This is a genomic window from Barnesiella propionica (genome assembly GCF_025567045.1).
GTDB classification, from domain to species: domain Bacteria; phylum Bacteroidota; class Bacteroidia; order Bacteroidales; family Barnesiellaceae; genus Barnesiella_B; species Barnesiella_B propionica.
The window spans coordinates 381,208-404,013 of record NZ_JAOQJK010000001.1 but is presented as its reverse complement, the minus strand read 5'-3'; the positions used below and the strand labels follow the sequence as shown (position 1 = coordinate 404,013).

Genomic DNA, 22,806 nt, shown 5'->3' with positions numbered 1-22,806 from the left:
GGTTTACCTCCCCATTCTCATATCATTGATTTCACGGTTCATCTCTGCCTCGAAACAACGGATGGCCACATCCCTCGGCGTATCGACACCCGGCTTGAAGTACGGGCGTGGCGGACCGCCGAAACACTCGCCGTAGAACTCCGGGGCATGGCAGTGATGGTGGATGCCGTGTGCGACACCCGCCGCGACTACCGTACCTGCGGTGAGGGCGGCAAAGATTTTCGTGCCGAGACCCCGCTGTGCTTCCGGGCGTGTTTTCATGTCCACTTCGCTGAAAATCTTGGAAAAGAGCTTCATCCGGTGATAGTCATCCACAGCAAGGAACTTGTCGTAGTCCCGTTGGGTTATCTCATGGCTGATAGCCTGACCGTCGATAACGGCGGTCATCCTGTATTTCCCCTCGGTCTGTGCCGGTTGAACGGCTATCTGGCTCACTTCGACTTCCCGCCCGTGTTTCTCTTCCCGATACCATCCCTTGTTTTCATTCAAAAACTGGAGGTCACGCCCGTCCACTACCGCACCGATATTTCCCTGTACGGATTCCTCTTGCTGTTGCAGCGAGGTTTTCACTGGCATAAAAGCCTCTTGCTCCTGCCGTTGGCGTTGTTTCAAATCCTGCTGTACTTCGGGATGCAGACCGATAGCGATGCGTTGATCGCTGTTGAGAGCCTCCATCGTCACTTTGTCGGAAAAGTCAGCCCCGATAATGCCGTTCAGCAGTTCCAGACGTTTCTCTACGGGCTGCTCCTCGATGGGTGCGGCAACCAGTGTCCTCACTTCCTCTTCCGTCAGGTCATAGACCATATCGGCTTGGACGCTTTCCGACTGCACGGTCAGCGTCTGCTTTTCCGCATCCACGACAAGACCGTGCGAGGCAAGGCACTCCGCCCATTTCTCGTTGGAGAAATAGACCGGAGAGGCTATAAGCTCCTTGTACGGCCGTGCCGGTTCCTTGCTGCGTGGACGGCTGACCATCGGCGTGATAGCCGCCTGCAAGTCCTGCAGCACATCCCGTTGCTGTACGGGCTGCTCCTGTTGATGCCCCTTGTAATAGAAGCCGTAACCGCCTGATTGCAGTTCGCCGGGCTTCATGCGCCCGTCGGGGCGTTCGGGTACGATGGACGGCCCCGGAAAGAACAGTTGGCCGCCGACCCTGCGAAGGTGGAAGCCCAACTGGTTGCGAGGTGTCCAGCCAAGGAACGGCGGGGGCATTCCCATACGCCCCATGCGCCCGTACTCGCCGATGACGATGCGGTAGCCGTGCAGCCCCATAGCCACACGACCGTTGGCATTGCGGGCATGGACGAAGTTCTTGGGCATATAGAAGTCCTTGCCCACGATGCTCGTCAGCACGTTGTAGGCCTTCTTGTTGGCAGTGTTCGTTCCCCAGTCCGTGAGTGCCAACATCTGACGTTCGGTGATCGGATAGACCAGCAGGGGCGAGTCATGTCCCTGCACGATCAGCCGATACCCTGCATCGTCAAGTGCAACATGGGCTTGAAGCCCGTTGCGCATCAGCATATCGCGCATTTCGGGCTGCAAGTCCATCTGCCGGGGATTGGTATTCGTTCGTATCGCCATAGTCTGATTGTTTTCGTTATGCGTCTCCGCTTTCCATTGCTGCCTCCAACTGTTCGTCCTTGAAGCGGACGAACTCGGCGGCGGATTCGTTGCCGACTGCAAGCCCTTTTTCCTCGCAGTAACGGGCGTATTCCTCCTGCCAGTCGGCGGAGAAATGATTGACGTAATCGAGCCAGCCGTATTCGCCGCTCTGCATCTTCCCGACAAGTACGTCTTCGGGATAATATTCGTTCTGTGCCATAATGTACGGATTGATGTTTTACTTATGGAGAGCTGTCGCACGATTGCGCTCGCCGCTCTTCTTCTGTTCGTTCCACAGCTCTTCGGTGTAGTCTTCCTCCGAAACGTAGTCAAGGTTACCGTCATCGTCCATGACCCAGCAGCCGTAGCACCCGAAGGTGTATTTGTCCCACTCTCGCTTGGGTTGGTTGCGCCATTGCTGCGCGTCGCCCGAACAGATGCGGATGCCGGTCTTGGCATGAAGGTCGATGCCCACTGTGGCAGGCTCGCCGCCCACGACTACCGTCAGCGGCTCGCCGTGCTGCATCCCGTTTACCTCCACCGTACCGAGGCGCATGACCTCGGCCAGCACTTTCAGGTTGCGTGCGATGATGGGCGTGGGGACATACATCACCTGTTTCGTCTCGGCGTCAATCTGTACGAAAGCCTTGCTGCTCCGTCCGTCCGACATTTCCACATCGGCGACAATCGCCTTGCCGTCGAGCAACTGTTTCTGCTGTGCTTCGTCATACCGCTCCAGTGGAGAGGATTTCAGTGCCGGATAGAACACCACATCCACCTGACCGTCGTCCATGCGGATAAAGGCAAAGCGGCTGCGGCTCTCGATTTGCCCGCCATGCTCGTCAGTGACACGCACGGGAAGCACGGGAGAATGCCGGCCGTTGCAGATGTCTTCCAACACACGCATCGGCAAGTCCTCGATCATTTCCCTTGTAAGACCGAATCGTTCCAGTGTCGAAAAGGGTAATTCATCAAATTCAATCTGAACTTTTTTCATACTATATTCATATTATAAAATTGTACTATACAAAGATAGAGACATCTTATTATGACGGACAAAAATACAGCTATATAAATGGTTGTAATATGCTGTTTTTATCTTCATTAGTACAATTATCTAATCAAAATCGTACTAATAGACGCAAAATATCAAACCAATACAAGAAATGACGGTAGTTTGTTTCCGACATGAAAATTCCCGTTATAACTTTGCCGAATGAGAAAAATTCTACTGATAGCAATATCGGGTATTTCATTCTGCACGATGCCCGTTCAGGCGCAGTTCAACACGATTGCCAAGACACCAGAAAGATACAAGGTAGAAGCCTTGCAGGAGGGTATGAAAAAGCCGGAGCCGACACCCGAAAGCATGGCTCCTGCACAGGAGACTTCGACAAAACCTGCCGATGAAAGTAAGAAGTTGTGGATTGACCGTTATCTCAGTGTGTCTTATCCATTGCAGCGCATCAGAATTACATCGCCATACGGCTACCGGAAAGACCCGTTTACCGGGAAGAGGAAGTTTCACGGGGGTATCGACCTGCACGCACGGGGCGAGCAGGTATTGGCCATGATGGAGGGGGTGGTCGTCAAAGTGGGACAAGACAAGACGTCCGGCAAGTATGTGACACTGCGGCACGGAAATTACACCGTCAGCTATTGCCACCTTTCACGGGTGCTGGCCGCCAAGGGTACGGTAGTCCGTCCCCGCGATGCCGTCGGTATTACCGGCTCGACCGGACGAAGTACAGGCGAGCACTTGCACGTCACCTGCAAGCTAAATGGCAAGAATATCAATCCCTCGGTTCTCTTCGATTACATCAAATCCATGCAGCAGGAGTGTGTGTCGGCATTAGCTGGACTGTTATAGGGCTGTTAAGCCAACACCTCATCCAGGTGACTGTAATTCAGAAGTTTGATTTCTCCAGCAGTATTTTCGAGTGTACCCGCATAGGCCACCGCCTTACCCAGTATGGTTTCTTTGACCCAGCCGTCCATTTGTTTCAACGCCTTCTCGAAGTCCGCATGGTAGGTCATCGCCGACTTGATTTCAATACCGTATAGCCCCGAATGTTTTTTCAACAGCAAATCGACCTCGTTCTGGTTCGAATCCCTGTAAAAATAGAGGTTGCTTTCCTTGCCTTGGTTATACCGCCGCTTCAAGGCTTCCGTTACGATGAAGTTCTCGAACAACGCCCCACGCATCTTGTCCCGTGCAAGCTGTTCCGGCGATTCGATGCCGAGCAGGTGACAGGCAAGCCCTGTATCCGTAAAATAGAGCTTGGGAGTTTTAGTCAGCCGTTTGCGTGTGTTCTCGAAATAGGGAGGTAGCAGGAAAACAATATAAGATGCCTGTAAGACGGACAGCCATGCCGTAACGGTATGTGAACTGACACCGATTTCGTTGGCCAGTTCAGAGGCTTTGAACAGCGATCCGATACGTCCGGCGCAAAGCCTGATGAATGTGTGGAACTGCATCATGTCCTTGATTTGTAGCAGGTCGCGCACGTCCTTGTCCAGATAGGTTTTCATGTACGCCGGATAAAGAAATTTGGGTATGTTACGGCCCGAATAAATGGCAGGGTAAAACCCGTTAAACAGCAGGTTGTCAAGAGGCGTATCGGTGATCTGCTCCCGTATTTCGGAGTATGACAGGGGGAGCAACTCGAAAACGGCGGTACGTCCTGCCAAAGACTGTGTAACCTTTTTCAGCATGGCAAACTGCGAACTGCCCGAAAGGATAAACCGCCGGTCGGCATCATTGTCCACCATACCCTGAATATACGACAGCAGGTTCGGAGCGTTGTGTACCTCGTCAAGAATCATGCCCTCCGTGTGCTGGTTCAGAAAAGCGACCGGGTCGTTTTCGGCGAAACTCCGGACATCAAGATTTTCCAACGAGTAATACGGTAGGTATGAGAACAAGTTGCGGAGCAGCGTCGTCTTTCCGGACTGGCGCGGTCCTGTTACCGTAATGACTGAAAAATAGCGGTAAGCCTCTTCTATCACGGCGGATAGCTCCCTGTGGATATATTTTGCCTCCATACTGTTTATGCAATTTTGAAATACAACTGCAAAATTACATAAAATACGATACACCGCAAATTTTTCAGGGTATTTTCTCACATCCCAAGCCGTTTTTTCTATCATATACGACTCTTCTTTTTTACAAAATCCTTGCTTTTACCGGCAGGTCATTCTTTACTCTTTTCGTCGGCGAATGTAGGACGAAGCGCATAATCGCCAAGCCGCATTGCATTCGGATGACGAAAACAGACTGTTACACGGTCGGTTTTCTATCCGGGTTTGGCTTATGATGCCACAGCTTCATCCTCTGGCTGCCTCAAAAAGCTGAAAACAAACCTGCACGGCAAACGAAAGCAGGGAAAAAGAAAAATCAGCATGATAGTTCAACCAATTAAAAGTAAACAAGTATGGTAGAAGAAATTAGACAAGACGACAAAGTGATATTATCGAGCGAAGACGGTTTTTCCGTCCCTATGATTTTCAACAACCTTTGTGGAAAGAATTTCATTGGCAAAGAATACAAGGACTATATCAGGCATATAGCCTTTGAGGAAATGGGACTTAAGCCGGGCATCGTGTCCCATTATCGGGACGGTGTTCTATATAAGAACGGCACAATCCCGGAACTTTGAACAGGTAAACCAAAATAGGAACAGCAAAAATCAAAATTTATACAAATATGGAAACAACAACTATTCATCCGGCAGAAGCCTATCTCCGAAACGAGCAGAATTCCACCTCTTTATATGTAAGGATTGCAGGACAACGTAGGCGATTATTCATCAACCGCAATGAAAACGTCATCGGCATTATTGCGCCAAGAAAACGAAAAAGCGGGTACATCTTCACGGATTGGGCAAGCATTGAGAAGATATACTATCCGTCATCCTCTCCCGAAGATGCAGCGGACATAGGAAAGAAACAGGTCTTGAAATACCAGAAACTTGCCCGACTTGCCACGCATACGAATGATTGGCTTCGCAAAATCGCTAATGCCGATTTGGATAAATCCCTCTACGAGAACCGCATCACGACCGGCACACGCATCGACGGCAAGTGTATCGGACTTGCCACCATCGAGAAGTATTGCAGCAGTTGGGATATGGCTCGTTTCAGAACGGCACTGAAGCAAGGCGAAAAGTTTTCCACCGGACGCTTCGACTTTTGTGGCTATGACGGTACGTTATGGTGTGAGCCACGCGAAAATGGAGATATGGCGGCTGGATTCAGCAAAGAATACAGGAATTGTGGCAACGGCTACTATTATCTGCTTATCAACGATGAATACATGATAGGCTATGACATAGACTGAGTTATATGCAAGACCGTATCGGGCAAAGTCTCGGTACGGTTTGTTGTTCCGATCGACCAACGGCCTTTTATAAAATTCCTTTCTCCCTCATATAGCCTTACATCCTGCGGCCAGTTTGCTTCAAGCAGCCTCACGCATTTTGTGTAACACGTTACATAAAGTGCGTGAAGCCCCTTTTTGCAAAAGGACGGACACGGACAGACTTGGCATTACAGGGGGCGGGATAAATCCTGCCCTCTGTAGTCCCAAGACAGTCCATCGGAAAGTCCGTCCCGGCTGGCCGCCTCACTCTTTTATTCATAAATCTTTCCTTTTCTAACGGATTCCCATTAAACCCAAGTCCGCTGCCGTGCGACCTACGGAACAGAATTTTCCGCAAAGGTAACCGGCGGCTCCAATCCTGCCAATGCCGGCATACTGCCGCAAATGACACGTAAAAATCTTCCTCTCCGCTGTCGAGCGTATTTTTCCGGATCAGCCTTGTCCGATTGTTCCCCGCCACCTTCTGAAAGCAGAAAAATCTTCCCGGCGGTCGCAAACAGACCGAACAAAGGGAAATAGTAATCTTGATTCATGAGTATTACAAAAACAATAATAAGTATGGAAATATTAAAAATAGTAATTCCCAAGTGGAATATAGCGGAAATTACTGGCTATGACCCGATGACAACCTTTTGGCAGGACTTCTCTATGGCAGACAAGTTCGGGAATGAAGCCATAGCTGACACATACAGAAAGGTTAAGGCAGAATGGAAAGATAACTACAAGCATTGGACAGAGCTGTGCCTTGTACTTAATCACAAAATTTGGCAATGGCACGAGCGGGACAACCAGAAAGCCACGCTCTATGACCGCCGAATGGCCAGACGAGCTGCAGGAGTATTACTTTCAAATAACGGATTAAAGCAATCGGTAGGACGGTGTGAAGTCTCCCCACTATAAACTCAAAACTATGACCGCTCAAGAAAAGATACAAAAAGTAACGGAAATATCCCAAAGCAAAGGCTGGAGTATAAGTGTGGATGACAAAAATAAATCAAATATTCAGTTCGACTTCCAACGCTATACCAACTATGGGCAGGATTTTAATTTCAGTGCCGAAATGAAATGTGAGGACATTGATACCCTCATTGCTGACATGGAACAATATTTCGAGGGTTTTGACCCGGATTACGAAGCCTATCTATGGATTGGAAATGATGGGCACGGTAAAAATGGCGCACCTTACCACATCAAGGACATTGTATCGGATATGGAGGAAGCGGAAAAACAAATACACGACTTGTTGGAAGCACTTGAGACAGAATTTATCTAATGCGCATGATGATGATTTATAAGACTAATTCCAAAATGAGCTTATTTTGCTGTTATACAACAAATACTAAATGTAGTATATACTAAGGTTAGTAAAGTAGGATATTAGGAAATATCCCATCAGAAATGATAGAATGCACTACATTTAGTCAATCAGTATTTTAGTTTAGTATAGTAGTAGATGCTATAATACTAAAATATACAAAAGTAGTAAAATAGTATACACTAATAATAGTAAATACTAAAAATAGTATTATCTTTGTATCAGATATAAAGACACGAAATTATGACAAAAATAATCGCAGTTTTGAACCACAAGGGCGGTGTCGGAAAGACAACTACCACCATCAATCTTGCTGCCGCATTGCAGCAGAAGAAAAAGCGTGTACTGCTCATCGACATGGACGGTCAGGCAAACCTCACGGAATCCTGCGGTCTCTCCATCGAAGAGGAACGGACGGTGTACGGAGCGATGAAAGGCGAATATACCTTACCGGTATTCGAGTTGGAAAACGGTCTTTCCGTTGTACCGTCCTGCCTCGATTTGTCGGCGACAGAATCCGAGCTTATCAACGAGCCGGGGCGGGAATTAATACTAAAAGGGCTGATTGCAAAATTGCTTGAAACCCGTAAATTCGACTATATCCTGATTGACTGTCCGCCCTCGCTGGGTTTGCTGACACTGAACGCCCTCACATCGGCGGATTTCCTGATTATCCCGGTACAGGCGCAGTTCCTCGCCATGCGCGGAATGGCAAAGATTACAAATGTGGTCGGGATTGTCAAGGAACGTTTGAACCCAAACCTAAATATCGGCGGCATTGTCATCACCCAGTTTGACAAGCGCAAGACGCTCAACAAAAGTGTGGCGGAACTAATCAGCGAATCGTTCTGCGACAAGGTATTCAAGACCGTCATCCGGGACAATGTATCATTGGCCGAAGCTCCGATAAAAGGCATGAATATCTTTGAGTATAACAAGAACAGCAACGGGGCAAAGGACTACATGGAGTTAGCAAAAGAAGTGTTGAAATTAAAATAAAAACGATATGGGCAAAAGTGATTCATTGAAAAACGGCATGAGAAGCGGACTGGACGGCTTGCTGTCATCCACCGGGAAGTCCACGCAAAAGAAAGAACCTGCACCGGTCAAAACGGAAAAAGAGCCTGCTGTACATTGCAACTTTGTCATAAACAAAAGTATTCATACCCGGATGAAGTACCTCGCCATCGAAAAGAATATGTCTCTACGGGACATCGTGAACGAGGCGATGAAAGAGTATTTGGAAAAGCACGAGAAATAACCGGTACGGCGGTTGTAGTCCCCATCCGATATACCTTTTATAGCATACCGCTATCTTATGGGCACGTCCACAAGGTAGCGTTTTTCCTGTTTATACCCTCCTGGGTGTTCTCCTGTTCTATTACCTCTTATAACCGCATGGTTGTATTACTTTTTTATTTATTCCACTTGCCGCTTGTCCGGCCTCGTTCCTGCCATCGCCGGTTGGTTTTCCAGACGCAAATTTGGACTGCCGCGCTTGATTTCACCGCTTTGAAGTGCATTTCTCGTAAAATTCTTCCTTCCTGCGAAAGAGTAATTTTCCGGAAAAAGCGTTGAAAATAGCTTGTTCGTCAGTCCCTTGAAGCATCTGTAAATCCCAAGCGGTTCAGGCAGAGAAAAGAACCGAAAAAAGGGAAAATAAAAAAATCAAATATCAACCAATTAAATTTTATGATTATGGCAACAACAGCAGTTCAAGCAGTAGAGAAGAACATCACATCGGTAGCATTGGCAGACATTCAGCCGAGTAACTACAACCCACGTAAGAACTTTGACGAGACAAGCCTTGCGGAACTTGCCGAGAGCATCCGTCAGCAGGGAGTGCTTCAGCCTATCGGTGTGCGCCCTATTGCGGACAACCGTTTCGAGATTGTATTCGGAGAACGCAGATACCGTGCTTCCCTCATGGCTGAATTGGCGGAAATTCCGGCTATCGTCATGGAAATTTCAGACGAGACAGCCGAGGAAATGGCGATTACCGAGAACCTGCAGCGTAAGGATGTGACCCCGATTGAGGAAGCCAACGCCTACCAAAAGCTCATAGACAGCGGTCGCCACGATGTACAGTCCTTGACCGTGCAGTTCGGCAAGACGGAGGCATATATCCGTACACGACTTAAATTCGTTTCCTTGATACCCGAAATCGCTTTGCTGTTGGAGCAGGACGAAATCACAATCAGCGTGGCAAGTGAAATCTGCCGTTATGGGGAAGAGATACAGCGTGAGGTGTACGACCAACATCTGAAAGAGGGGGTGCAGTACAATAGTTGGCGAGGCATGAAAGCTTCCGAGGTGGCACAAAGCATCGAACGGCAATACACCGCAGACCTCAATCGCTATTCATTCGACAAAACCCTTTGTCTTTCATGCCCTCACAATACCAATAATATGATGTTGTTCTGTGAGGGTGGTTGCGGAAATTGCGCCAACCGCGCTTGCTTGGTGGAAATGAACACATCGCACCTTACCGAAAAGGCTATGCGGCTCATGGAACAGCACCCTGCCGTTCCCCTCTGCCACGAAAGCTACAATTACAATGAAGCTGTCATCGACCGACTTACCGCTATGGGCTACGAAGTGGAAAGCCTTAAAACCTATGCAACGAAATACCCCGAAAGCCCCCAAGCACCTCAAAAAGAGGATTATGATACCACCGAGGAATACGAGGATGCAGAAAAGGATTACGGGCAGGAATTGAACGGTTACACCGAAAAATGCGAAGCAATCCGCACCCGAAGCGAAGCAGGAGAAATCTCCCTCTATCTCCGTATTGAGAGCAACGACATTACACTGTGCTATGTTGCAAATACCGCTACCACCGTAAACGGTACAGCAACCGAAATGCCGCTTTCACCTATCGAGAAGTTGGAAAAGCAGGACAAACGCAACAAGGAGATTGCCCTCGAAAAGACCGTTGAAGACACCAAAAAGCGGATTTTAGAGGTCGATATGTCAGAGCGCAAATTTGGACAGGACGAGGAGAAAATGGTGTATTTCTTCCTGCTCTCCTCACTCCGCAAAGAGCATTTCAATGAGGTGGGAATTGAAGATAAAGGTTCTTATTACTACCTTACGAGCGAGGACAAAATGCGCATCATCGAGAACCTTACCGCCAAGCAGAAAGCCGTTATCCGCAGGGATTATCTGATTGCCAATTTCAAGGACGCATTCGGTAACAACGCCACAGCCTCCCTGTTGCTTGGCTTCGCCCAAAAGCATATGCCCGAAGAACTTGCCAATATCCAAGACGGATATAATGAAGTGTACGAAAAGCGGCACCAACGCATTAAGGAAAAAAAAGCCGCTTTGCAGGAACAAGCCACGCAGGAAGCGGAACAACCCGATGAACCGCAACCCGAAGCGGAAGCACAGACCGAACCGCAAACGGAAGAAATAGCTGCCTGACAAATGTTGTTGTCATAACGAATAGGGGGGGGGAAATCCGCCCTCTATTCATTTTTGTATGCTCCGGACAAAGGACCCAAGTACCTCTTTTAACTTTCTGACGAACCCGTCACCACCCACCCTTCCTCCATTCATAGCTTTCGTTTCCTCTCTTTTTTACCATTTTCAACTTCCCTTTTATAGCGTTTCCCCAGCTTCATTCCCTGTCAGCCCCGGTTTGGTTTTATCAGATGCAAAGGTCGGCCGTCGCGCTTGATCCGGCGGCTTGAAATGTATTTCCTGCAAATTCTTCCTTCCCTCAGAAAGAGTAATTGGCAGGAAAAGCCTCCCGTATGAAGCTGTACCGACAACCGTTTACCGCATCTATAAAATCCCAAAGCGGTTCCGACAGAAAGGAATCGAACGGAGGGAATAAAAAACAAATCATTAAAATTCAAGATTATGGACAACATCAAGGAAAGCAAGGAGTACCAGCTCGCCAAAGACTGGGAAAGAGCAGTGAACGATTACGGCTTCAATCCCAAACGGTTTGCAGCCGCTATCCCCGAAATGCACCCCACGCTGCAGCAAAGCCTTTACAGGTTGGTAAAGGAGTGTATCGTGGTCATGGCAGACGAGACACGCAATTACGATGACCGCAACCGTGCATCGCACGAAGAAGCGAAGTGTATCATGGAATACCTCAAGGCAAACGGGAGACATATCCCATTAAGATAACAGGCGTATGAAAACGAAAGAACTACAATTTGACGGCAATATCTACATCTGCCGTATCGTGAAATCCAACGAAGGTGAAGAACTACTTATCGGCTCTACCGCTCTGCTCGATGCACTTCATCCGGGCAGTTTCGAGGACGAGAGCGAAGGTTTTGCAAGTAAGGAAGCCGAACAAATATATGACGAGGTTTTCTTTTTCGCCGATGCGAAGACCCTCAAATTACCGGACGATGAACTCATCACGGAATTAAAAGAGGATAACCCCGAATGGTTCAACTAACATAAATCAATAATCATATTAAAAATCAAAGTTATGGATAAAGAGTATGTAATGCACATCGCACAGACCATCAAAGAACAATTACTGTCATTTACCCCCATACCCGTCTTTATGTCGTGGGGAGTCAGCGAATTTGTCGCTACGGTATTCCAAGAATTACCGGCACTGCGGCTGAAAGTAAACGGACGGTTACACGCCGGATATGTCGTTATCGCTCTCAACGGCTCTGATTACTACGAGGTCTATCTACTGAAAGAAGATGATAGCAATGCAAAGTGTGTCAATGAAGAAGTCTGCTTCGACGAACTGGGCGATGTTATCGACCGGGCTATCGAAAGCGGTACAGACAAGGAGGAATACGATAAATTCTGCGACCGGCAACTTGCCGAACTTTTAAGCGGTACACGAGCTTAAATAAGCGAACTACCATATAAATAACACTGCCCCCATTTTCACGCGGGCAGTGTTATTTGTATGAGGTTGGATGCGTCCAAGCCGCAATATCCTATTATAAACTTACTTTTGAAATTCTTGTTCCACTTTTACCGTTACATACATCTGGTTACGGCTTGTGGGATTGTCCGGCTCCGTCATTTCCAATACCCCTGCACCAATCATCGGATTGATATAGACCTCCATAAGATTTTCCCTATCTTTCAATCCTAAATGTTGCAAAATATCAGATAGGGATTGCGGCTCAACACAGAACTCCAAGATTTGCTCTTTTCTCAAATCCTGCTTGCGAGGTTTTCTTGTCGGGTTTTCATCCCTAACTGCAAGGTCAGCACAACATAGTCCGGACGTGTTTCCTCGGCTACAGTAGGAAGCGGCCAACCCAAAGACTGCCAACCGCTCACAATCTTATCCACACCGCTACCGGCTTTCTCGGCACGCCCCAGACACATGAACATCTAAGTGAGTAGATTGGCAGCAAAGCGAGTGCAGGAAACCGGAACGCTAAAAATACCGAATAAGACCCACACGGCACTATAATATGTTGGCATTCTGCCCTGTATATCCCGTATTTTTCGTACCTTTGCGGCACAAAAACGTATGTATATGGAACAACAAGTTATCCCATCGGATTATACACAATATGCAGAGGCAGTAGAGATAATCAAACATGCCATCGAACGCTGCCGGTATAGAAGTGCGGCTGCGGTCAACAAAGAAACTCTCTCGTTGTATTTTGGAGTGGGGAAATTCGTGTCTGAAAATTCCCGCATCGGCTGTTGGGGTACTAAAGCATTGCCTACCATATCAAAGCTCCTTCAACGGGAGTTGCCCGGTCTGCACGGCTTTTCTGAATCGGGGTTGAAACGGATGCGCTCATTCTATGAGGAATGGAGGACGTTTTTAATTCGTCCAACAGTGTTGGGCGAATTGGAAAACCATTCGTCGGAAAAGGGTACGGCTTTAATTCATCCAACAGCGTTGGGCGAATTGGATATTGACGAGCATCTACTGCTGCAACTTATCGGGCAACCGGTCAATACCGAATTTACCTGGGACGATTTTGTCAAGATTAGCTTTTCACATCATATTGAAATCCTGACTCGTTCAAAAGACATCGCAGAACGATTGTTCTATATCCATTGTGCCGCTCAAAATGCGTGGTCGCTATCCTCTCTCAAAAATTACTTGAAAGAAGACATCTATTCAAATCGCGGATCTTTGCCGAGCAACTTCCTTCAAGTGCTGCCCGAAGCCATTTATGCCGTAAAAGCGACATTGGCGTTCAAGGATGAGTATATGCTCGAAATGGTTAATCTGGAGAATGTGGGAGAACGCGAACAGGACTGGAACGAAAAGGTCATCGAAAACCAAATCGTAACCAATATCAAGCAGTTCATTCTCCGTTTTGGAAACGACTTCACTTTTATCGACAGTCAGCATCGCCTGATAGTTGCCGGAGAGGAAATGTTTGCTGACCTTGTATTCTTCAACAGAGAACTGAATGCCAGCGTAATCGTGGAATTGAAACGGGGCAAGTTCCGCCCGAATTATCTCGGACAGCTTAGCGGTTATCTGACTGTATATGATATGACCGACAAGAAACCGCACGAGAACCCTTCAATCGGTATTGTCCTATGTCAGGATGCCAACCGCCAATTTGTCGAAATCATGGTGCGCGACTATGATAAGCCTATGGGCGTGGCGACATACCGCACAGCCCAAGAAATGCCGGAAAATTTGCGCAAGACTCTACCGGACATCGACAAATTACAAAATCTGCTGTCGGAAAACGATTCCAAATCGGAAACTGTCAGATGATTCATTTATGTCCGCAAGATTTCGGGTAGCTGAATGGAATACAAAAATCCCTGCAATAACCACGTAAATTATTGCAGGGATTTTGATTTATTTCGCCCCACGCTTGTTCAGTACATCCGCTATCATGTCTTTTACATCCTGTCCGACTTGTATGAAATTTTTATACAAGATGCGTTCCCGTTCCTCCCTCGACTTGAAAGTGTAGAACTTCGGTAGCGGTACATAGGCCGCTTCCTCCGCTTTTATCTCCCTCATATCGAAATCCGTCTTGCAGAAGAACTTTGTAGTCTTGAACTCTTCCGACTCCTGAATGTTCATCGAGCCTCCCGTACCGGTTTTCGTCTTCACGAAATCACGTGCCGTCTGTCCGCAAATCCATCCCGTCGCCATATCCGAAATTTTCGAGGCGGGTACAAGACTGTCCATGTTCTCATTGAGATTGATACTCGTTTTGTCCCGGTCGATCGTCACGCCCTTTTTGACCTGTACCACCTTGCCGAAAATGTCATTCGACAACCATTCCAGTGTCTCTTTTGCGCGAGCTGAACCGCTTACCACGTTGCCCACTGTCGTGATGATTTTTTGCATTCCCACTTTTCCGTAGTCAGCCTCCAACTGCGGCAACTCCTGAAAACCCAGCGTTACGCTTACCTTGTTGCTTCTCGCCGTACCTATCAGTCGGTCTATCTTGTGGAAATACAGTGTCGGTAGCTCATCCACGATGATGCTGACCGGAATATTTTTCCCCTGCCCGGTGTTCACACGGGTAACGAGACGGTTCAATATCAGAGCGTTCAACGCTCCGATGATACTTTCCATTTCCGGATCGTTGGCTATCAGCAGATAACTGGGTGACTTGGGGTCACTAACTTTCAGGTCGAAATCGTCCCCATCCTTGTGGAATATCCAGTAAGATTCCTTTGTAGCCAAACGGCTGGTATAGACACGCAGCGTACCTATCATACCTTCCAACTGTTCCATCGCCTTGTTTTTGAAGGCCGTTTGGAACGGGCCGAGCAACGGCGCGACCTCGTTGTCCGTCTCAAGTACCTCAAAAATAGTCTGGTAGCTCTCATTGAGAAATGAAAGGATATGCGGCATATCCGAGTATTTTCCAAGCCAATAGGCAGGTTCCACGATGCTGCCACCCTCACGGTCACGAACGACACCCGTCGGCTTCCAGAACTTCGTCTGCGGATCTTGCCGTTTCTCCGCATACAGTTTCTTTCCGTTTGCATCGTAGGGTTCCCGCTCGTAGTTCACGAAAAAGTAGATACAGGCGGCAAGAAAGTTCACGGCAGAAGTCTGAAAGAACTGGTCACTGCCTCCGCCTCCCTCTTTCTTGCCTTTCTGCAGGGATTCCAACAGGGTTTCCGCCGTTTCGCTCGCCGCCGCAAGATTATTGATGTACTTTGCCTGAATGGGGTTCACCCGTTTGCTGTACTCCACATCCACGAAGTTGATGATGTTGAACTTGCATCCTTTTGGCACTTTGCCGAGCTTCTGGTTTTTCTTGTAATGATAGTAAAGTTTAGTGGCAAGTGTCGGAAATTTGTAGTCATAGACCACCATCGCGAAGCCCTTGGCACTATGTTGGCGGATGAACGGTTCTATGATACTGAACGTCTTACCGCTACCTGGAGTTCCAACCACCCATGTTCCTCTGAAACAGTTGCTTATCGACACCCATCCCTTGCGAAATTTACCTTTGTAATAGTACCGCATCGGTATATTCACGCTATACTGGTTCTCATCCTTCTCTTCGCTCTGCTCGAAACTTTCATTCTCGAAGTTAAACCGGTCTTTACCCAGTCCCTCCTTGATGAACTTCGAGATGTTATCCAATGCGATATGCACCAATATCACACCGACCAGCGTAGCCGCCATATAGAAGATGATGTTCAGCGGCAGGGTGTAGAGCCTCGTTTCCATCGTATGATGGTACAGCCACACGGAGAACACAATCAAGAACAATCCGCAGATAAGTGGATATAACACTTGCCTGCGTGCGTCAAACTCCAAGTGTTTTTTGTTGCGTGTGCCGATACAAGTGATGCAGATGAGTAGGAAGGTCGCTATCTTACTATACACGAGGTTGCCGTCGTTATAGATCATCCATCGCTTGATGCGCCCGTGTATATCAATCAATATGCCGCCCCAGTGGTCGAGCATGGCAAGGTCTATGGCATACTCGAAGAACTCCATCAGCACGGAGATATAGATGACCGCACGGAATATTTTGTAAAATCCTTGTAGTTCCTTGCTTTCTTCCATTGTCTTTGTCCTTTCCCTCTTTTCGTTCCTACCTGTTCAGTGTGATAATCGGCCGCACCTTGTGCGCCTGTGTCTTCGGGGTCTCCTGCATCGCACCGCTTCCTGTCGAGTAAAGCCACGCTTTCGCCGTTTCCTGTCCGGTTACCTCCGTCGATGTCCAGTACCAGCAGTCGTTTTCATCCAACGGCAGCGGATGGCCGCCACACCGTTCGATGACAGGATTGACGGTTTCCCGGACGGCATACAGCAGCCGCATCTGTGCCACCGACGGGATATAGGCACTCTGTCCGTACCGCCACAGGTCAAAGACCGCTTCCGCCATAGGCGAAGCCGTCTCCCGTGTGTCGTACAGCGCAAAGGTGTTCATGTTCCCGTCCAAAGCCTCGATGTCGGCCGACGTCCCTTGTGCGACACCGAGGCTGTCGGCAAAAGCTGCCGGAGCAATGTCCCACAGGTAAACCGCATAGCCGTTCCCTTCCGTACCTTCACGGTGTTCGGTATCGAAGACAACCGCTATTGCCCGTTTTCCCGACTGTTCATACTGTACGTAGGATAAAGCCGTACCGTCCTCGCAGAGAATATGTCCCGGACGTACCGCCGTATCAGGTACGTCGATATGGGCGTCACAGGCAGCGCACAATACCGCCGTCACTGCCATTGCAAACCATTGAATCTTTCGTATCATGTTATTTTCGTTTTTTGTTTTTCCTTTATTTTATCGGCAGTTTCACCCCCAGCACGATACCTGTCCGCAGCAAATCCGCCCCTTTTATCATCATGTCACTCTTTACCTGCCAGAACAGTGTGCATCCCGACCGCAGCACATAATTGTGCTCGTAACCCACATGGATTCCGGCAAGAAACTTGTTCGTGTCGCTCCCTGCCGAAGCTCCGATACGCAAGTTGCCGTAATGGTTGCGTCCACGCACCACACAAGGTTTGTACGCCACACCGAAACCGTAAGTGCGATAGTTGCGCCAGAAGGATTCCGGACAAATATGACCGCAAGATTTACATTCCGTCCATTTCAGATAGCCGTTGGCGAAAAACTCCCACGCATGGCGGTAGTTCATTTCATGTTCGTAAGCAAGCGTTACGTCCATGCCGTTCTCATACAGCAATCCCACTCCAAGCGAGAGGCGGCCGCTGTTACGCTGCGCACTTGCATTCATGAAGACGCACATGCAGGCAAGCATCAGTATTATCGTCTTTTTCATCGTCATTCCTCCTCCAATAAAGCGGTGTTAAATGAATCGGCCGACAGCACATCCTCGTAGTCAATGTTCAGGCTGATATTGCGCCCGCTGATTTGTTGTTCCGTCATTTCGATGGTCAGCAGCTTGTCGTTCGGAAAGGTCATCTTTTTCACGACAATCACGTTCCGGTAGCCGTGCTTGAACGTCTTGCCGTGTTCCAATACCAGGGCAGGCGTCAGCTCGATGGTCTGCGCGTTGGTTGCCTTCGAAAGTTTCTTGTCCGACAGTTTCACCCGTATCTCGTCGATGTCGAAACGGATGTTCGTTTTGTTCTCGATGGAAAAGTCGATGAAGAAATAGTCGCCCACCGAGTAAATATTGTTCAGGCGCATTACCATTCGGTGCGCCTTGGTCGCCACGTTGCGGATTTTCGCGGGCGAGTTCCACACCCGTCTTGCAAAACGCACCATGTCGGCTGTGGACATCGAGACCGTAGGATTGTTGTAGGCATCCCGTTCCTGTAGCTGAATTTCCTTGTCTGCCACCGCCTCGCTTATCCGCGTGGTGTAGATGAGTGCATACTGCGTGCGATAGCGTTCCGTTACGATGGTGACGATGGCCAGCACTTCACCGTCCTCGTGTCCCGTCTCTTTGGGCTTCAACCGGATGATGTTCTCAATGGGTTGGTCGCCCGCCACCTTGTCTGTGGAAATATCCACGAAGCGGACCGGTTCCGTGGCTGTGATGACGGTCGTTACCTGTTCATTGACAGTCAGCCGTTCCATCTCTTCGTATGTACGCTGAGCCTGTGCGTTCCGTGTGGCAAAAAGTCCTGCCGCCAGAAGAAATGCAGTTACAATTATTTTCTTGTTCATATCGTTTCTGTTGATATTGTTTATTTCTTTATTTCCCTTATTTCGCTTTCTTTAATCCCATGACCACGTTCCAGTTCCTCCCGAATCCGTCGTCCGGCAATTTCGCAATACGTCGGTTCAATCTCGAATCCGATGTAATGCCGTCCCGTGCGGATGGCGGCAATGGCGGTCGTACCCGAACCGATGCAGTTGTCCAGCACCACATCGCCCTCGTTGGTATAGGTGCGCATCAGGTACTCTATCAAGGCTACCGGCTTCTGTGTCGGATGATAGAATGCTCCTGTCTTGTGTTCCTTGGGTATGGAAATGACAGAGGTCGGGTACTTGTCTTCGGCAACACGCACCGGAGCCAGTTTCATTTCACCGTAACAGCGGTTCGTGAAACCGTCCGTCTTGCGCCGTCCATGATTTTTCCGTTCCGGTGGACACGGCATCATCTGAGGATGATATACCGGCTGACGGTCGTAGAACACGATGATGTCCTCATGCTGGCGTAGCGGCATCCGGTTGGCATTCAGGTGACCCGTTACCCGGTCTTTCCGCCACACGAGGTTATACCGCCACATCCGGGGTTGCGAGAGCATGAGCCGCGCCGAGAAGATGCCCTGCGCAAAGAGGATAACGGGGCTTCCCGGCTTGGTGATCCTGCGGTACTGTTCCCACAACGCTTCGAGCGGTATCTGCCTGTCCCAGTGTACCGCCTTGTTGCTACGGTTCAACACGCCGTAAGGCAAATCCGCTATCACGGCATCGACACTGCCGTTCGCCATGAGCTTCATGCCCTCGATACAGTCCATATTATATATGTTGTCAATCTCTATCATGGCTTCCGTTTTTACTGTTTCTCACGTCCGTTCACCAGATAGACGAAAGTGCCGTATTTCAGCTTTACCTTATTTTTTTTGATAGCTTTGCCGATGGCATTGCTCGTTTTCTGGTAGGCATTCGTAGCGGCTTGCATTCCCCATTGCGAGAGACTGTTGCCGTAACTGCCGGTATTCATGTTCAGATTCCCCGACACCGCACCGCTTGCCACATCCTTGCTCGTTTCCCGGAACTGGCTGTTCGGTACATAAAGCCCCTCCATGCCGTCCGTGTCGTAAAGGGACAGGCTGACCTTCACCAGTTCGTCCTCGATGAGAATGCTGGTGATGTTCCCCTTCACACGCCCCGACGAGAAGCCGCTCATGGTGGCATACAGATACGACCCTCGTTTGACCACGCACTCGTTGATCTCCACGTCGTCGAGCAGACGCAACCGCACACGCGAGCCGTCCACCGCTTTGATGTCCTCGTCGATAATGGCCTTTATCAGTTTCGGTTCACGGGCATTGACCGCAAGCGTATTGAAGTAATCCGAAGCCGTCTTTACCTTGCGTACCACTTCGCTGGGCGGTTCGTTCTCTGACGGGGCTTTTACCGAACGGCTCTCTTCCTCTATTTTTCCCTTAACCTCTATGGTTGCCGTCGGGGGTTGCGCCGATGCGGTACTGTCCGTATCGGTCGCCGGTAATACCTCATTGCGTCCTCTCAACCTTGCTTCGGCAAGGGCTTTCTCCAGTTCCGCGAGAGCTTCTTGCTCGCGCGTCTTGGCATCGGCAATTTGCGCTGCCGCAGCCTTTTCCTGCTGTTGCTCATCGAGCAGGGCGATGTCGTCCACCGTGTATTGCGATTCATATTCTTCCTTGTTGTCATCGGGTTCATCTCGTTCTATGTTATCCACTGCGGAGTAATCCTGTATCTTACCCCATGATTTGGCCATGTTCTCGTACTTGCTGCCTATGCCGTCACCGCCTTTAAGCCGGGCATCCGGCAAATCGGGGTTCAAAAACTCCGTTGTCTGCAGCGTCTTGTCCGGAATCTCCGCCGTTTCGGTCTGAAACAGGTCGAAGATGAAGTACGATGCAACCAGAAGCGGGATATACAGGACAGCCGGAAGCATATACTTCGGCTCCCTGAAATTGATTTTATCAAATATCTTCATCATACATCTTTTAATTGAGTTGTACATACTTGCCTTCAATGCTGCAGTTTTTCAGCACTTCTGCGTTTTCCACTCCGAATGCGATCAGGATGCTGCCGCAACCGGGAGAATCGCCGCGTGTTCCGTCCGGGCGGTAAAACCGGATGCGGTGGCGCAGGAATTTCATGCCCGTCGCTTTCTCGAAAATGACGTCCTGAAACATTTTGGAATCGCAACGGTTGAACAACAGCGCGATGCCGTTGCCGTGTTCCGCCAACTTTCGGACAAACTGTTCGATAAGGGGACGCGAGTACGGAGGATTGAGCCATACACGCCCTTCCCATTTCAGGGACAATCCGTCCATGTCCCGGTCATACATGACCTCGGCGGTCGGCCACAACGGATGGACAGGGGCGCAAGGGTCAAGGTCGAACCTGCCTAACGCTTTCAGCACCTCCTTCGGGGTGTACCATTCGTCCGACGAGCGGACTGATTTTTCAAATCGTGTATTCATAAGCACTCCTTTATTGCGGTTCATATTTCTTGTTCTCGTTCCGATTTTCCCTTATTTCACCCCCTTGCAGCCTCTTGTGTCTTTCCCGCAGCACCGAATCCTGCATTTCCGTCGCCGTGCGTGTCGGCCGGCTGTTGCGGTATGCCATCGTAATGCGATAGATGTTCCAAGTGAACCCTCCGATAGCGAAACCGAAGACGATGACCAGAAAAAGTATCCGGTGCGCGTTGGCGAATCCCTGTACCTTGGCGGCAGCCTTGTCGATACGTGTCGCTTGGGCGAACTTTCGTCCGGCGGACACCTCCCGCTCGTAACGGTCTTTGTATTTCGGATCGTTCTTGTCCGGCATCTTTTCACCGAAGAGCATCCGCCTGAATCCCTTGATATTCATAAACTCCGTTGTTTAGTAGTTGATCTTCGTTTTCTGTTCGATGTCCTTGTTCAGCAGGGTACGCCAGTTCACGATAAGCAGCCCATGCGGATTGTTCTCTGTTCGGGGTACACGCTTGAGCTGTCCTGCCGTCACCAGTTCACGCATCAGGATATTGCTCCGTCGCTCGATGCGCTGCCGTCCGTAGTAGGTGAACTCCATCTTCTCCTTGTTGAAAGCCACGCTGTCGCAATAGATGGAGAACACCGAACTCGTACCCAAAATGTTGGAGTAGAAACCCTTTTCCTTGAGCGTGTTGTATTGTGCCAACCCCGTCTCATCGACTAAATACATCGCTTTTTCCATCGTATAGCGGATATATTTGTCATCCGGCGGTAACGTGAAAAAATAATGATGAAACATCTCCACATGGCTTTTGGCTTCCACATCAAGCGTTTCGTCCATTGTCGTGCGATTCACGAGGATAGGCACGTTGCCGTCCAGCACATACACCTTCTTCTGCGCATCCGAGACCATCGTCCGGGCTGTCCAGATGCTTGACAAGCTGATGATGACACATCCCACGAGAAAAGCGGTACAGATGATGCCCACCAGTCTGATTTTGTTTTCCAAATTCTTGATGACCATCGGTTATTCCCTTTTACCGTTCAACATCTGTACATATTCCGTGTGCAGCATGGGTATGACCGCATCCCGAAGTTCCGTCAAAAGATTCTCGAACTCCGCCGAGAATATCTCCACGTAATAGCCCTGCATCTCCACATGGACAAGCACCCACCAGATTCCTCTTTTGCGCTTACCAGCGTTCCGCTGCAGCAGGGCAAGACGCAGCTTGTACGTTAGGTACGTCACTAAGGGGGCGATGTACCGGTCGTCGTACTCGAAGGCTTCGTCCAGTTCTTCATACTGCGGGTCGATGCGGTGGTTCTCCGCCACCTCGCAAACCTCTTTTCTCGCTCGTTCCTGTGCAAAGGACATAAATTTCTCATCCTTGCACCAGCTTTTGATTTTCTCTTGCAATTTCATGTTGTTATGATTTTTATTGGGTTTATATTATCTTTTGCGGATTATCTCATGATGCCGCCCAACCCTCCGGTTGCCGTCATCTTCGCCTGCTGTGCCACGCCCTCGCCGAAGTTTCGGGTAGAGAATGCCGTGTCGCCCTCCGGTATCATCCATGCCGCCAAGTCCGGAACAAGGTTCAGGCACTTGAGAGCTACAATCGAAGCCGCCATCAGGTAGCCCGCCGAGAAGAACGAGTTCTGCAGGTAGGCGGCCATCGTCTGCTCGCTGGCGGTTATCGCCGTCAGGTTCTCGATTTGGATGCACAATACAATGTCAAAGAGCAGCAGCACGTAGAAGCCCACGAAGTAGAGCATCGCCCCGTAGAAATGCACCGTCAGATAGCGTGTCAGCCACTTCGCCCAAGCACCTTCCCATTTTGGCAGGATGCTGAACGCCCACTGTATCGGCCCGAAAATCGTCAGCATTCCCAACAGGATTTGTTGGCAGTAAATCGTCACCCATTAGCCAATGTATTGAAACGAAGGGAAAATAAAAACAGATAAAATCTATATAAATACTGATTATCAATGTAT

At 49.2% G+C, this 22,806-nt stretch carries 29 protein-coding genes and 1 pseudogene; 12 read left to right on the top strand and 18 right to left on the bottom strand.

The features are described 5' to 3' along the window. Positions 1-3: 3 nt before the first annotated feature. Genes OCV73_RS01780 through OCV73_RS01770 form a run of 3 tightly spaced genes read right to left on the bottom strand, consistent with a single transcriptional unit; the run spans position 4 to position 2,599 of the window. Positions 4-1,581: a hypothetical protein gene (locus tag OCV73_RS01780; protein ID WP_004320531.1), complete on the bottom strand. Its 1,578-nt coding sequence runs from the start codon at positions 1,579-1,581 to the stop codon at positions 4-6. A gap of 16 nt (positions 1,582-1,597) precedes the next feature. Next, positions 1,598-1,822 carry a hypothetical protein gene (locus tag OCV73_RS01775; protein ID WP_004320530.1) on the bottom strand — a complete coding sequence of 75 codons (225 nt, stop codon included), beginning with the start codon at positions 1,820-1,822 and terminating at the stop codon, positions 1,598-1,600. Positions 1,823-1,840: 18 nt separating this feature from the next. Further along, the gene (locus tag OCV73_RS01770; RefSeq protein WP_004320528.1) at positions 1,841-2,599 is read right to left on the bottom strand and encodes a DUF4099 domain-containing protein; all 759 of its coding nucleotides are present in this window, start codon (positions 2,597-2,599) and stop codon (positions 1,841-1,843) included. 219 nt (positions 2,600-2,818) lie between these two features. Here OCV73_RS01770 and OCV73_RS01765 point away from each other — a divergent pair, with 219 nt between their 5' ends. Beyond that, positions 2,819-3,472, top strand: coding sequence for a M23 family metallopeptidase (locus tag OCV73_RS01765; protein WP_004320525.1), 654 nt, complete (start codon positions 2,819-2,821; stop codon positions 3,470-3,472). 5 nt (positions 3,473-3,477) lie between these two features. On the opposite strand, the gene OCV73_RS01760 is transcribed toward OCV73_RS01765, so the two are convergent. Then, a complete protein-coding gene (locus tag OCV73_RS01760; protein ID WP_004320523.1) occupies positions 3,478-4,752 on the bottom strand; it encodes an ATP-binding protein in 1,275 nt (424 codons plus the stop codon). Between the two features lie 284 nt (positions 4,753-5,036). On the opposite strand from OCV73_RS01760, the gene OCV73_RS01755 reads away from it, so the two are divergent. Together OCV73_RS01755 and OCV73_RS01750 are read left to right on the top strand one after the other, a co-directional pair. Then, complete coding sequence (locus OCV73_RS01755) at positions 5,037-5,261, top strand: DUF7688 family protein (protein ID WP_004320520.1); 225 nt, start codon at positions 5,037-5,039, stop codon at positions 5,259-5,261. Between the two features lie 47 nt (positions 5,262-5,308). After that, complete coding sequence (locus OCV73_RS01750) at positions 5,309-5,941, top strand: hypothetical protein (RefSeq protein ID WP_004320516.1); 633 nt, start codon at positions 5,309-5,311, stop codon at positions 5,939-5,941. Positions 5,942-6,297: 356 nt separating this feature from the next. On the opposite strand, the gene OCV73_RS01745 is transcribed toward OCV73_RS01750, so the two are convergent. Next, positions 6,298-6,516 carry a hypothetical protein gene (locus OCV73_RS01745; RefSeq protein WP_004320514.1) on the bottom strand — a complete coding sequence of 73 codons (219 nt, stop codon included), beginning with the start codon at positions 6,514-6,516 and terminating at the stop codon, positions 6,298-6,300. On the opposite strand from OCV73_RS01745, the gene OCV73_RS01740 reads away from it, so the two are divergent. From OCV73_RS01740 to OCV73_RS01705, 8 genes are all read left to right on the top strand, one after another. Continuing rightward, the gene (locus OCV73_RS01740; protein WP_227201947.1) at positions 6,515-6,883 is read left to right on the top strand and encodes a hypothetical protein; all 369 of its coding nucleotides are present in this window, start codon (positions 6,515-6,517) and stop codon (positions 6,881-6,883) included. The genes OCV73_RS01745 and OCV73_RS01740 overlap by 2 nt on opposite strands. Before the next feature lie 10 nt (positions 6,884-6,893). Next, positions 6,894-7,256, top strand: coding sequence for a hypothetical protein (locus OCV73_RS01735; RefSeq protein ID WP_004320510.1), 363 nt, complete (start codon positions 6,894-6,896; stop codon positions 7,254-7,256). 285 nt (positions 7,257-7,541) lie between these two features. Continuing rightward, a complete protein-coding gene (locus OCV73_RS01730) occupies positions 7,542-8,297 on the top strand; it encodes a ParA family protein (protein ID WP_004320508.1) in 756 nt (251 codons plus the stop codon). A gap of 7 nt (positions 8,298-8,304) precedes the next feature. Further along, on the top strand, positions 8,305-8,559 hold the full coding sequence (locus OCV73_RS01725) for a hypothetical protein (protein ID WP_004320506.1): 255 nt from the start codon (positions 8,305-8,307) through the stop codon (positions 8,557-8,559). Between the two features lie 437 nt (positions 8,560-8,996). Then, a complete protein-coding gene (locus OCV73_RS01720) occupies positions 8,997-10,724 on the top strand; it encodes a ParB/RepB/Spo0J family partition protein (RefSeq protein WP_004320504.1) in 1,728 nt (575 codons plus the stop codon). 441 nt (positions 10,725-11,165) lie between these two features. Beyond that, positions 11,166-11,441, top strand: a complete 276-nt coding sequence (locus OCV73_RS01715) for a hypothetical protein (RefSeq protein ID WP_004320502.1) — start codon at positions 11,166-11,168, stop codon at positions 11,439-11,441. 7 nt (positions 11,442-11,448) lie between these two features. Then, positions 11,449-11,721 carry a hypothetical protein gene (locus OCV73_RS01710; RefSeq protein ID WP_004320500.1) on the top strand — a complete coding sequence of 91 codons (273 nt, stop codon included), beginning with the start codon at positions 11,449-11,451 and terminating at the stop codon, positions 11,719-11,721. A gap of 33 nt (positions 11,722-11,754) precedes the next feature. Further along, entirely contained in the window at positions 11,755-12,135 is a 381-nt protein-coding gene (locus OCV73_RS01705) for a hypothetical protein (protein WP_004320499.1), read from the top strand. A gap of 102 nt (positions 12,136-12,237) precedes the next feature. Here OCV73_RS01705 and OCV73_RS01700 read toward each other — a convergent pair whose 3' ends face one another. Both OCV73_RS01700 and OCV73_RS01695 read right to left on the bottom strand, forming a co-directional pair. Next, complete coding sequence (locus OCV73_RS01700; protein WP_055236228.1) at positions 12,238-12,435, bottom strand: Fic family protein; 198 nt, start codon at positions 12,433-12,435, stop codon at positions 12,238-12,240. Between the two features lie 14 nt (positions 12,436-12,449). Next, complete coding sequence (locus OCV73_RS01695) at positions 12,450-12,632, bottom strand: hypothetical protein (protein WP_008782490.1); 183 nt, start codon at positions 12,630-12,632, stop codon at positions 12,450-12,452. Between the two features lie 148 nt (positions 12,633-12,780). Between OCV73_RS01695 and OCV73_RS01690 the strand changes: the two genes are divergently transcribed. Beyond that, a complete protein-coding gene (locus tag OCV73_RS01690; protein WP_004320495.1) occupies positions 12,781-13,995 on the top strand; it encodes a PDDEXK nuclease domain-containing protein in 1,215 nt (404 codons plus the stop codon). Positions 13,996-14,082: 87 nt separating this feature from the next. On the opposite strand, the gene OCV73_RS01685 is transcribed toward OCV73_RS01690, so the two are convergent. From OCV73_RS01685 to OCV73_RS01635, 11 genes and pseudogenes are all read right to left on the bottom strand, one after another. Next, a complete protein-coding gene (locus tag OCV73_RS01685; protein ID WP_004320491.1) occupies positions 14,083-16,269 on the bottom strand; it encodes a type IV secretory system conjugative DNA transfer family protein in 2,187 nt (728 codons plus the stop codon). A 28-nt stretch (positions 16,270-16,297) separates the two neighbouring features. Next, positions 16,298-16,954, bottom strand: coding sequence for a hypothetical protein (locus OCV73_RS01680; protein WP_004320488.1), 657 nt, complete (start codon positions 16,952-16,954; stop codon positions 16,298-16,300). 25 nt (positions 16,955-16,979) lie between these two features. Then, complete coding sequence (locus tag OCV73_RS01675) at positions 16,980-17,492, bottom strand: hypothetical protein (RefSeq protein ID WP_004320486.1); 513 nt, start codon at positions 17,490-17,492, stop codon at positions 16,980-16,982. Then, complete coding sequence (gene traN / locus OCV73_RS01670; protein ID WP_004320485.1) at positions 17,489-18,340, bottom strand: conjugative transposon protein TraN; 852 nt, start codon at positions 18,338-18,340, stop codon at positions 17,489-17,491. Before traN ends, OCV73_RS01675 begins: the two co-directional genes overlap by 4 nt. Positions 18,341-18,360: 20 nt before the next feature. Continuing rightward, positions 18,361-19,164, bottom strand: a complete 804-nt coding sequence (locus OCV73_RS01665; protein WP_004301335.1) for a DNA-methyltransferase — start codon at positions 19,162-19,164, stop codon at positions 18,361-18,363. A gap of 11 nt (positions 19,165-19,175) precedes the next feature. Beyond that, positions 19,176-20,327, bottom strand: a complete 1,152-nt coding sequence (gene traM, locus OCV73_RS01660) for a conjugative transposon protein TraM (protein ID WP_018452180.1) — start codon at positions 20,325-20,327, stop codon at positions 19,176-19,178. A gap of 7 nt (positions 20,328-20,334) precedes the next feature. Continuing rightward, positions 20,335-20,817: a DNA N-6-adenine-methyltransferase gene (locus tag OCV73_RS01655; RefSeq protein ID WP_052588035.1), complete on the bottom strand. Its 483-nt coding sequence runs from the start codon at positions 20,815-20,817 to the stop codon at positions 20,335-20,337. A 10-nt stretch (positions 20,818-20,827) separates the two neighbouring features. Then, positions 20,828-21,208 (bottom strand): hypothetical protein, encoded by a 381-nt coding sequence (locus OCV73_RS01650; protein WP_004301338.1) that lies wholly within the window; start codon positions 21,206-21,208, stop codon positions 20,828-20,830. 12 nt (positions 21,209-21,220) lie between these two features. Then, positions 21,221-21,835 carry a conjugative transposon protein TraK gene (traK, locus tag OCV73_RS01645; protein ID WP_004301339.1) on the bottom strand — a complete coding sequence of 205 codons (615 nt, stop codon included), beginning with the start codon at positions 21,833-21,835 and terminating at the stop codon, positions 21,221-21,223. Between the two features lie 3 nt (positions 21,836-21,838). Continuing rightward, positions 21,839-22,234 carry a hypothetical protein gene (locus OCV73_RS01640; RefSeq protein WP_004301340.1) on the bottom strand — a complete coding sequence of 132 codons (396 nt, stop codon included), beginning with the start codon at positions 22,232-22,234 and terminating at the stop codon, positions 21,839-21,841. Between the two features lie 41 nt (positions 22,235-22,275). Next, positions 22,276-22,734 (bottom strand): annotated as a pseudogene (locus tag OCV73_RS01635) (hypothetical protein); the annotation flags it as partial. Positions 22,735-22,806: the final 72 nt, after the last annotated feature.

Excerpts from the sequence above, each read along its gene's own strand:
- OCV73_RS01780 (WP_004320531.1), bottom strand. The coding sequence starts at position 1,581 with ATGGCGATACGAACGAATACCAATCCCCGGCAGATGGACTTGCAGCCC.
- OCV73_RS01775 (WP_004320530.1), bottom strand. The coding sequence starts at position 1,822 with ATGGCACAGAACGAATATTATCCCGAAGACGTACTTGTCGGGAAGATG.
- OCV73_RS01770 (WP_004320528.1), bottom strand. The coding sequence starts at position 2,599 with ATGAAAAAAGTTCAGATTGAATTTGATGAATTACCCTTTTCGACACTG.
- OCV73_RS01765 (WP_004320525.1), top strand. The coding sequence starts at position 2,819 with ATGAGAAAAATTCTACTGATAGCAATATCGGGTATTTCATTCTGCACG.
- OCV73_RS01760 (WP_004320523.1), bottom strand. The coding sequence starts at position 4,752 with ATGATAGAAAAAACGGCTTGGGATGTGAGAAAATACCCTGAAAAATTT.
- OCV73_RS01755 (WP_004320520.1), top strand. The coding sequence starts at position 5,037 with ATGGTAGAAGAAATTAGACAAGACGACAAAGTGATATTATCGAGCGAA.
- OCV73_RS01750 (WP_004320516.1), top strand. The coding sequence starts at position 5,309 with ATGGAAACAACAACTATTCATCCGGCAGAAGCCTATCTCCGAAACGAG.
- OCV73_RS01740 (WP_227201947.1), top strand. The coding sequence starts at position 6,515 with ATGAGTATTACAAAAACAATAATAAGTATGGAAATATTAAAAATAGTA.
- OCV73_RS01745 (WP_004320514.1), bottom strand. The coding sequence starts at position 6,516 with ATGAATCAAGATTACTATTTCCCTTTGTTCGGTCTGTTTGCGACCGCC.
- OCV73_RS01735 (WP_004320510.1), top strand. The coding sequence starts at position 6,894 with ATGACCGCTCAAGAAAAGATACAAAAAGTAACGGAAATATCCCAAAGC.
- OCV73_RS01730 (WP_004320508.1), top strand. The coding sequence starts at position 7,542 with ATGACAAAAATAATCGCAGTTTTGAACCACAAGGGCGGTGTCGGAAAG.
- OCV73_RS01725 (WP_004320506.1), top strand. The coding sequence starts at position 8,305 with ATGGGCAAAAGTGATTCATTGAAAAACGGCATGAGAAGCGGACTGGAC.
- OCV73_RS01720 (WP_004320504.1), top strand. The coding sequence starts at position 8,997 with ATGGCAACAACAGCAGTTCAAGCAGTAGAGAAGAACATCACATCGGTA.
- OCV73_RS01715 (WP_004320502.1), top strand. The coding sequence starts at position 11,166 with ATGGACAACATCAAGGAAAGCAAGGAGTACCAGCTCGCCAAAGACTGG.
- OCV73_RS01710 (WP_004320500.1), top strand. The coding sequence starts at position 11,449 with ATGAAAACGAAAGAACTACAATTTGACGGCAATATCTACATCTGCCGT.
- OCV73_RS01705 (WP_004320499.1), top strand. The coding sequence starts at position 11,755 with ATGGATAAAGAGTATGTAATGCACATCGCACAGACCATCAAAGAACAA.
- OCV73_RS01695 (WP_008782490.1), bottom strand. The coding sequence starts at position 12,632 with ATGTTCATGTGTCTGGGGCGTGCCGAGAAAGCCGGTAGCGGTGTGGAT.
- OCV73_RS01690 (WP_004320495.1), top strand. The coding sequence starts at position 12,781 with ATGGAACAACAAGTTATCCCATCGGATTATACACAATATGCAGAGGCA.
- OCV73_RS01685 (WP_004320491.1), bottom strand. The coding sequence starts at position 16,269 with ATGGAAGAAAGCAAGGAACTACAAGGATTTTACAAAATATTCCGTGCG.
- OCV73_RS01680 (WP_004320488.1), bottom strand. The coding sequence starts at position 16,954 with ATGATACGAAAGATTCAATGGTTTGCAATGGCAGTGACGGCGGTATTG.
- OCV73_RS01675 (WP_004320486.1), bottom strand. The coding sequence starts at position 17,492 with ATGACGATGAAAAAGACGATAATACTGATGCTTGCCTGCATGTGCGTC.
- traN (WP_004320485.1), bottom strand. The coding sequence starts at position 18,340 with ATGAACAAGAAAATAATTGTAACTGCATTTCTTCTGGCGGCAGGACTT.
- OCV73_RS01665 (WP_004301335.1), bottom strand. The coding sequence starts at position 19,164 with ATGATAGAGATTGACAACATATATAATATGGACTGTATCGAGGGCATG.
- traM (WP_018452180.1), bottom strand. The coding sequence starts at position 20,327 with ATGATGAAGATATTTGATAAAATCAATTTCAGGGAGCCGAAGTATATG.
- OCV73_RS01655 (WP_052588035.1), bottom strand. The coding sequence starts at position 20,817 with ATGAATACACGATTTGAAAAATCAGTCCGCTCGTCGGACGAATGGTAC.
- OCV73_RS01650 (WP_004301338.1), bottom strand. The coding sequence starts at position 21,208 with ATGAATATCAAGGGATTCAGGCGGATGCTCTTCGGTGAAAAGATGCCG.
- traK (WP_004301339.1), bottom strand. The coding sequence starts at position 21,835 with ATGGTCATCAAGAATTTGGAAAACAAAATCAGACTGGTGGGCATCATC.
- OCV73_RS01640 (WP_004301340.1), bottom strand. The coding sequence starts at position 22,234 with ATGAAATTGCAAGAGAAAATCAAAAGCTGGTGCAAGGATGAGAAATTT.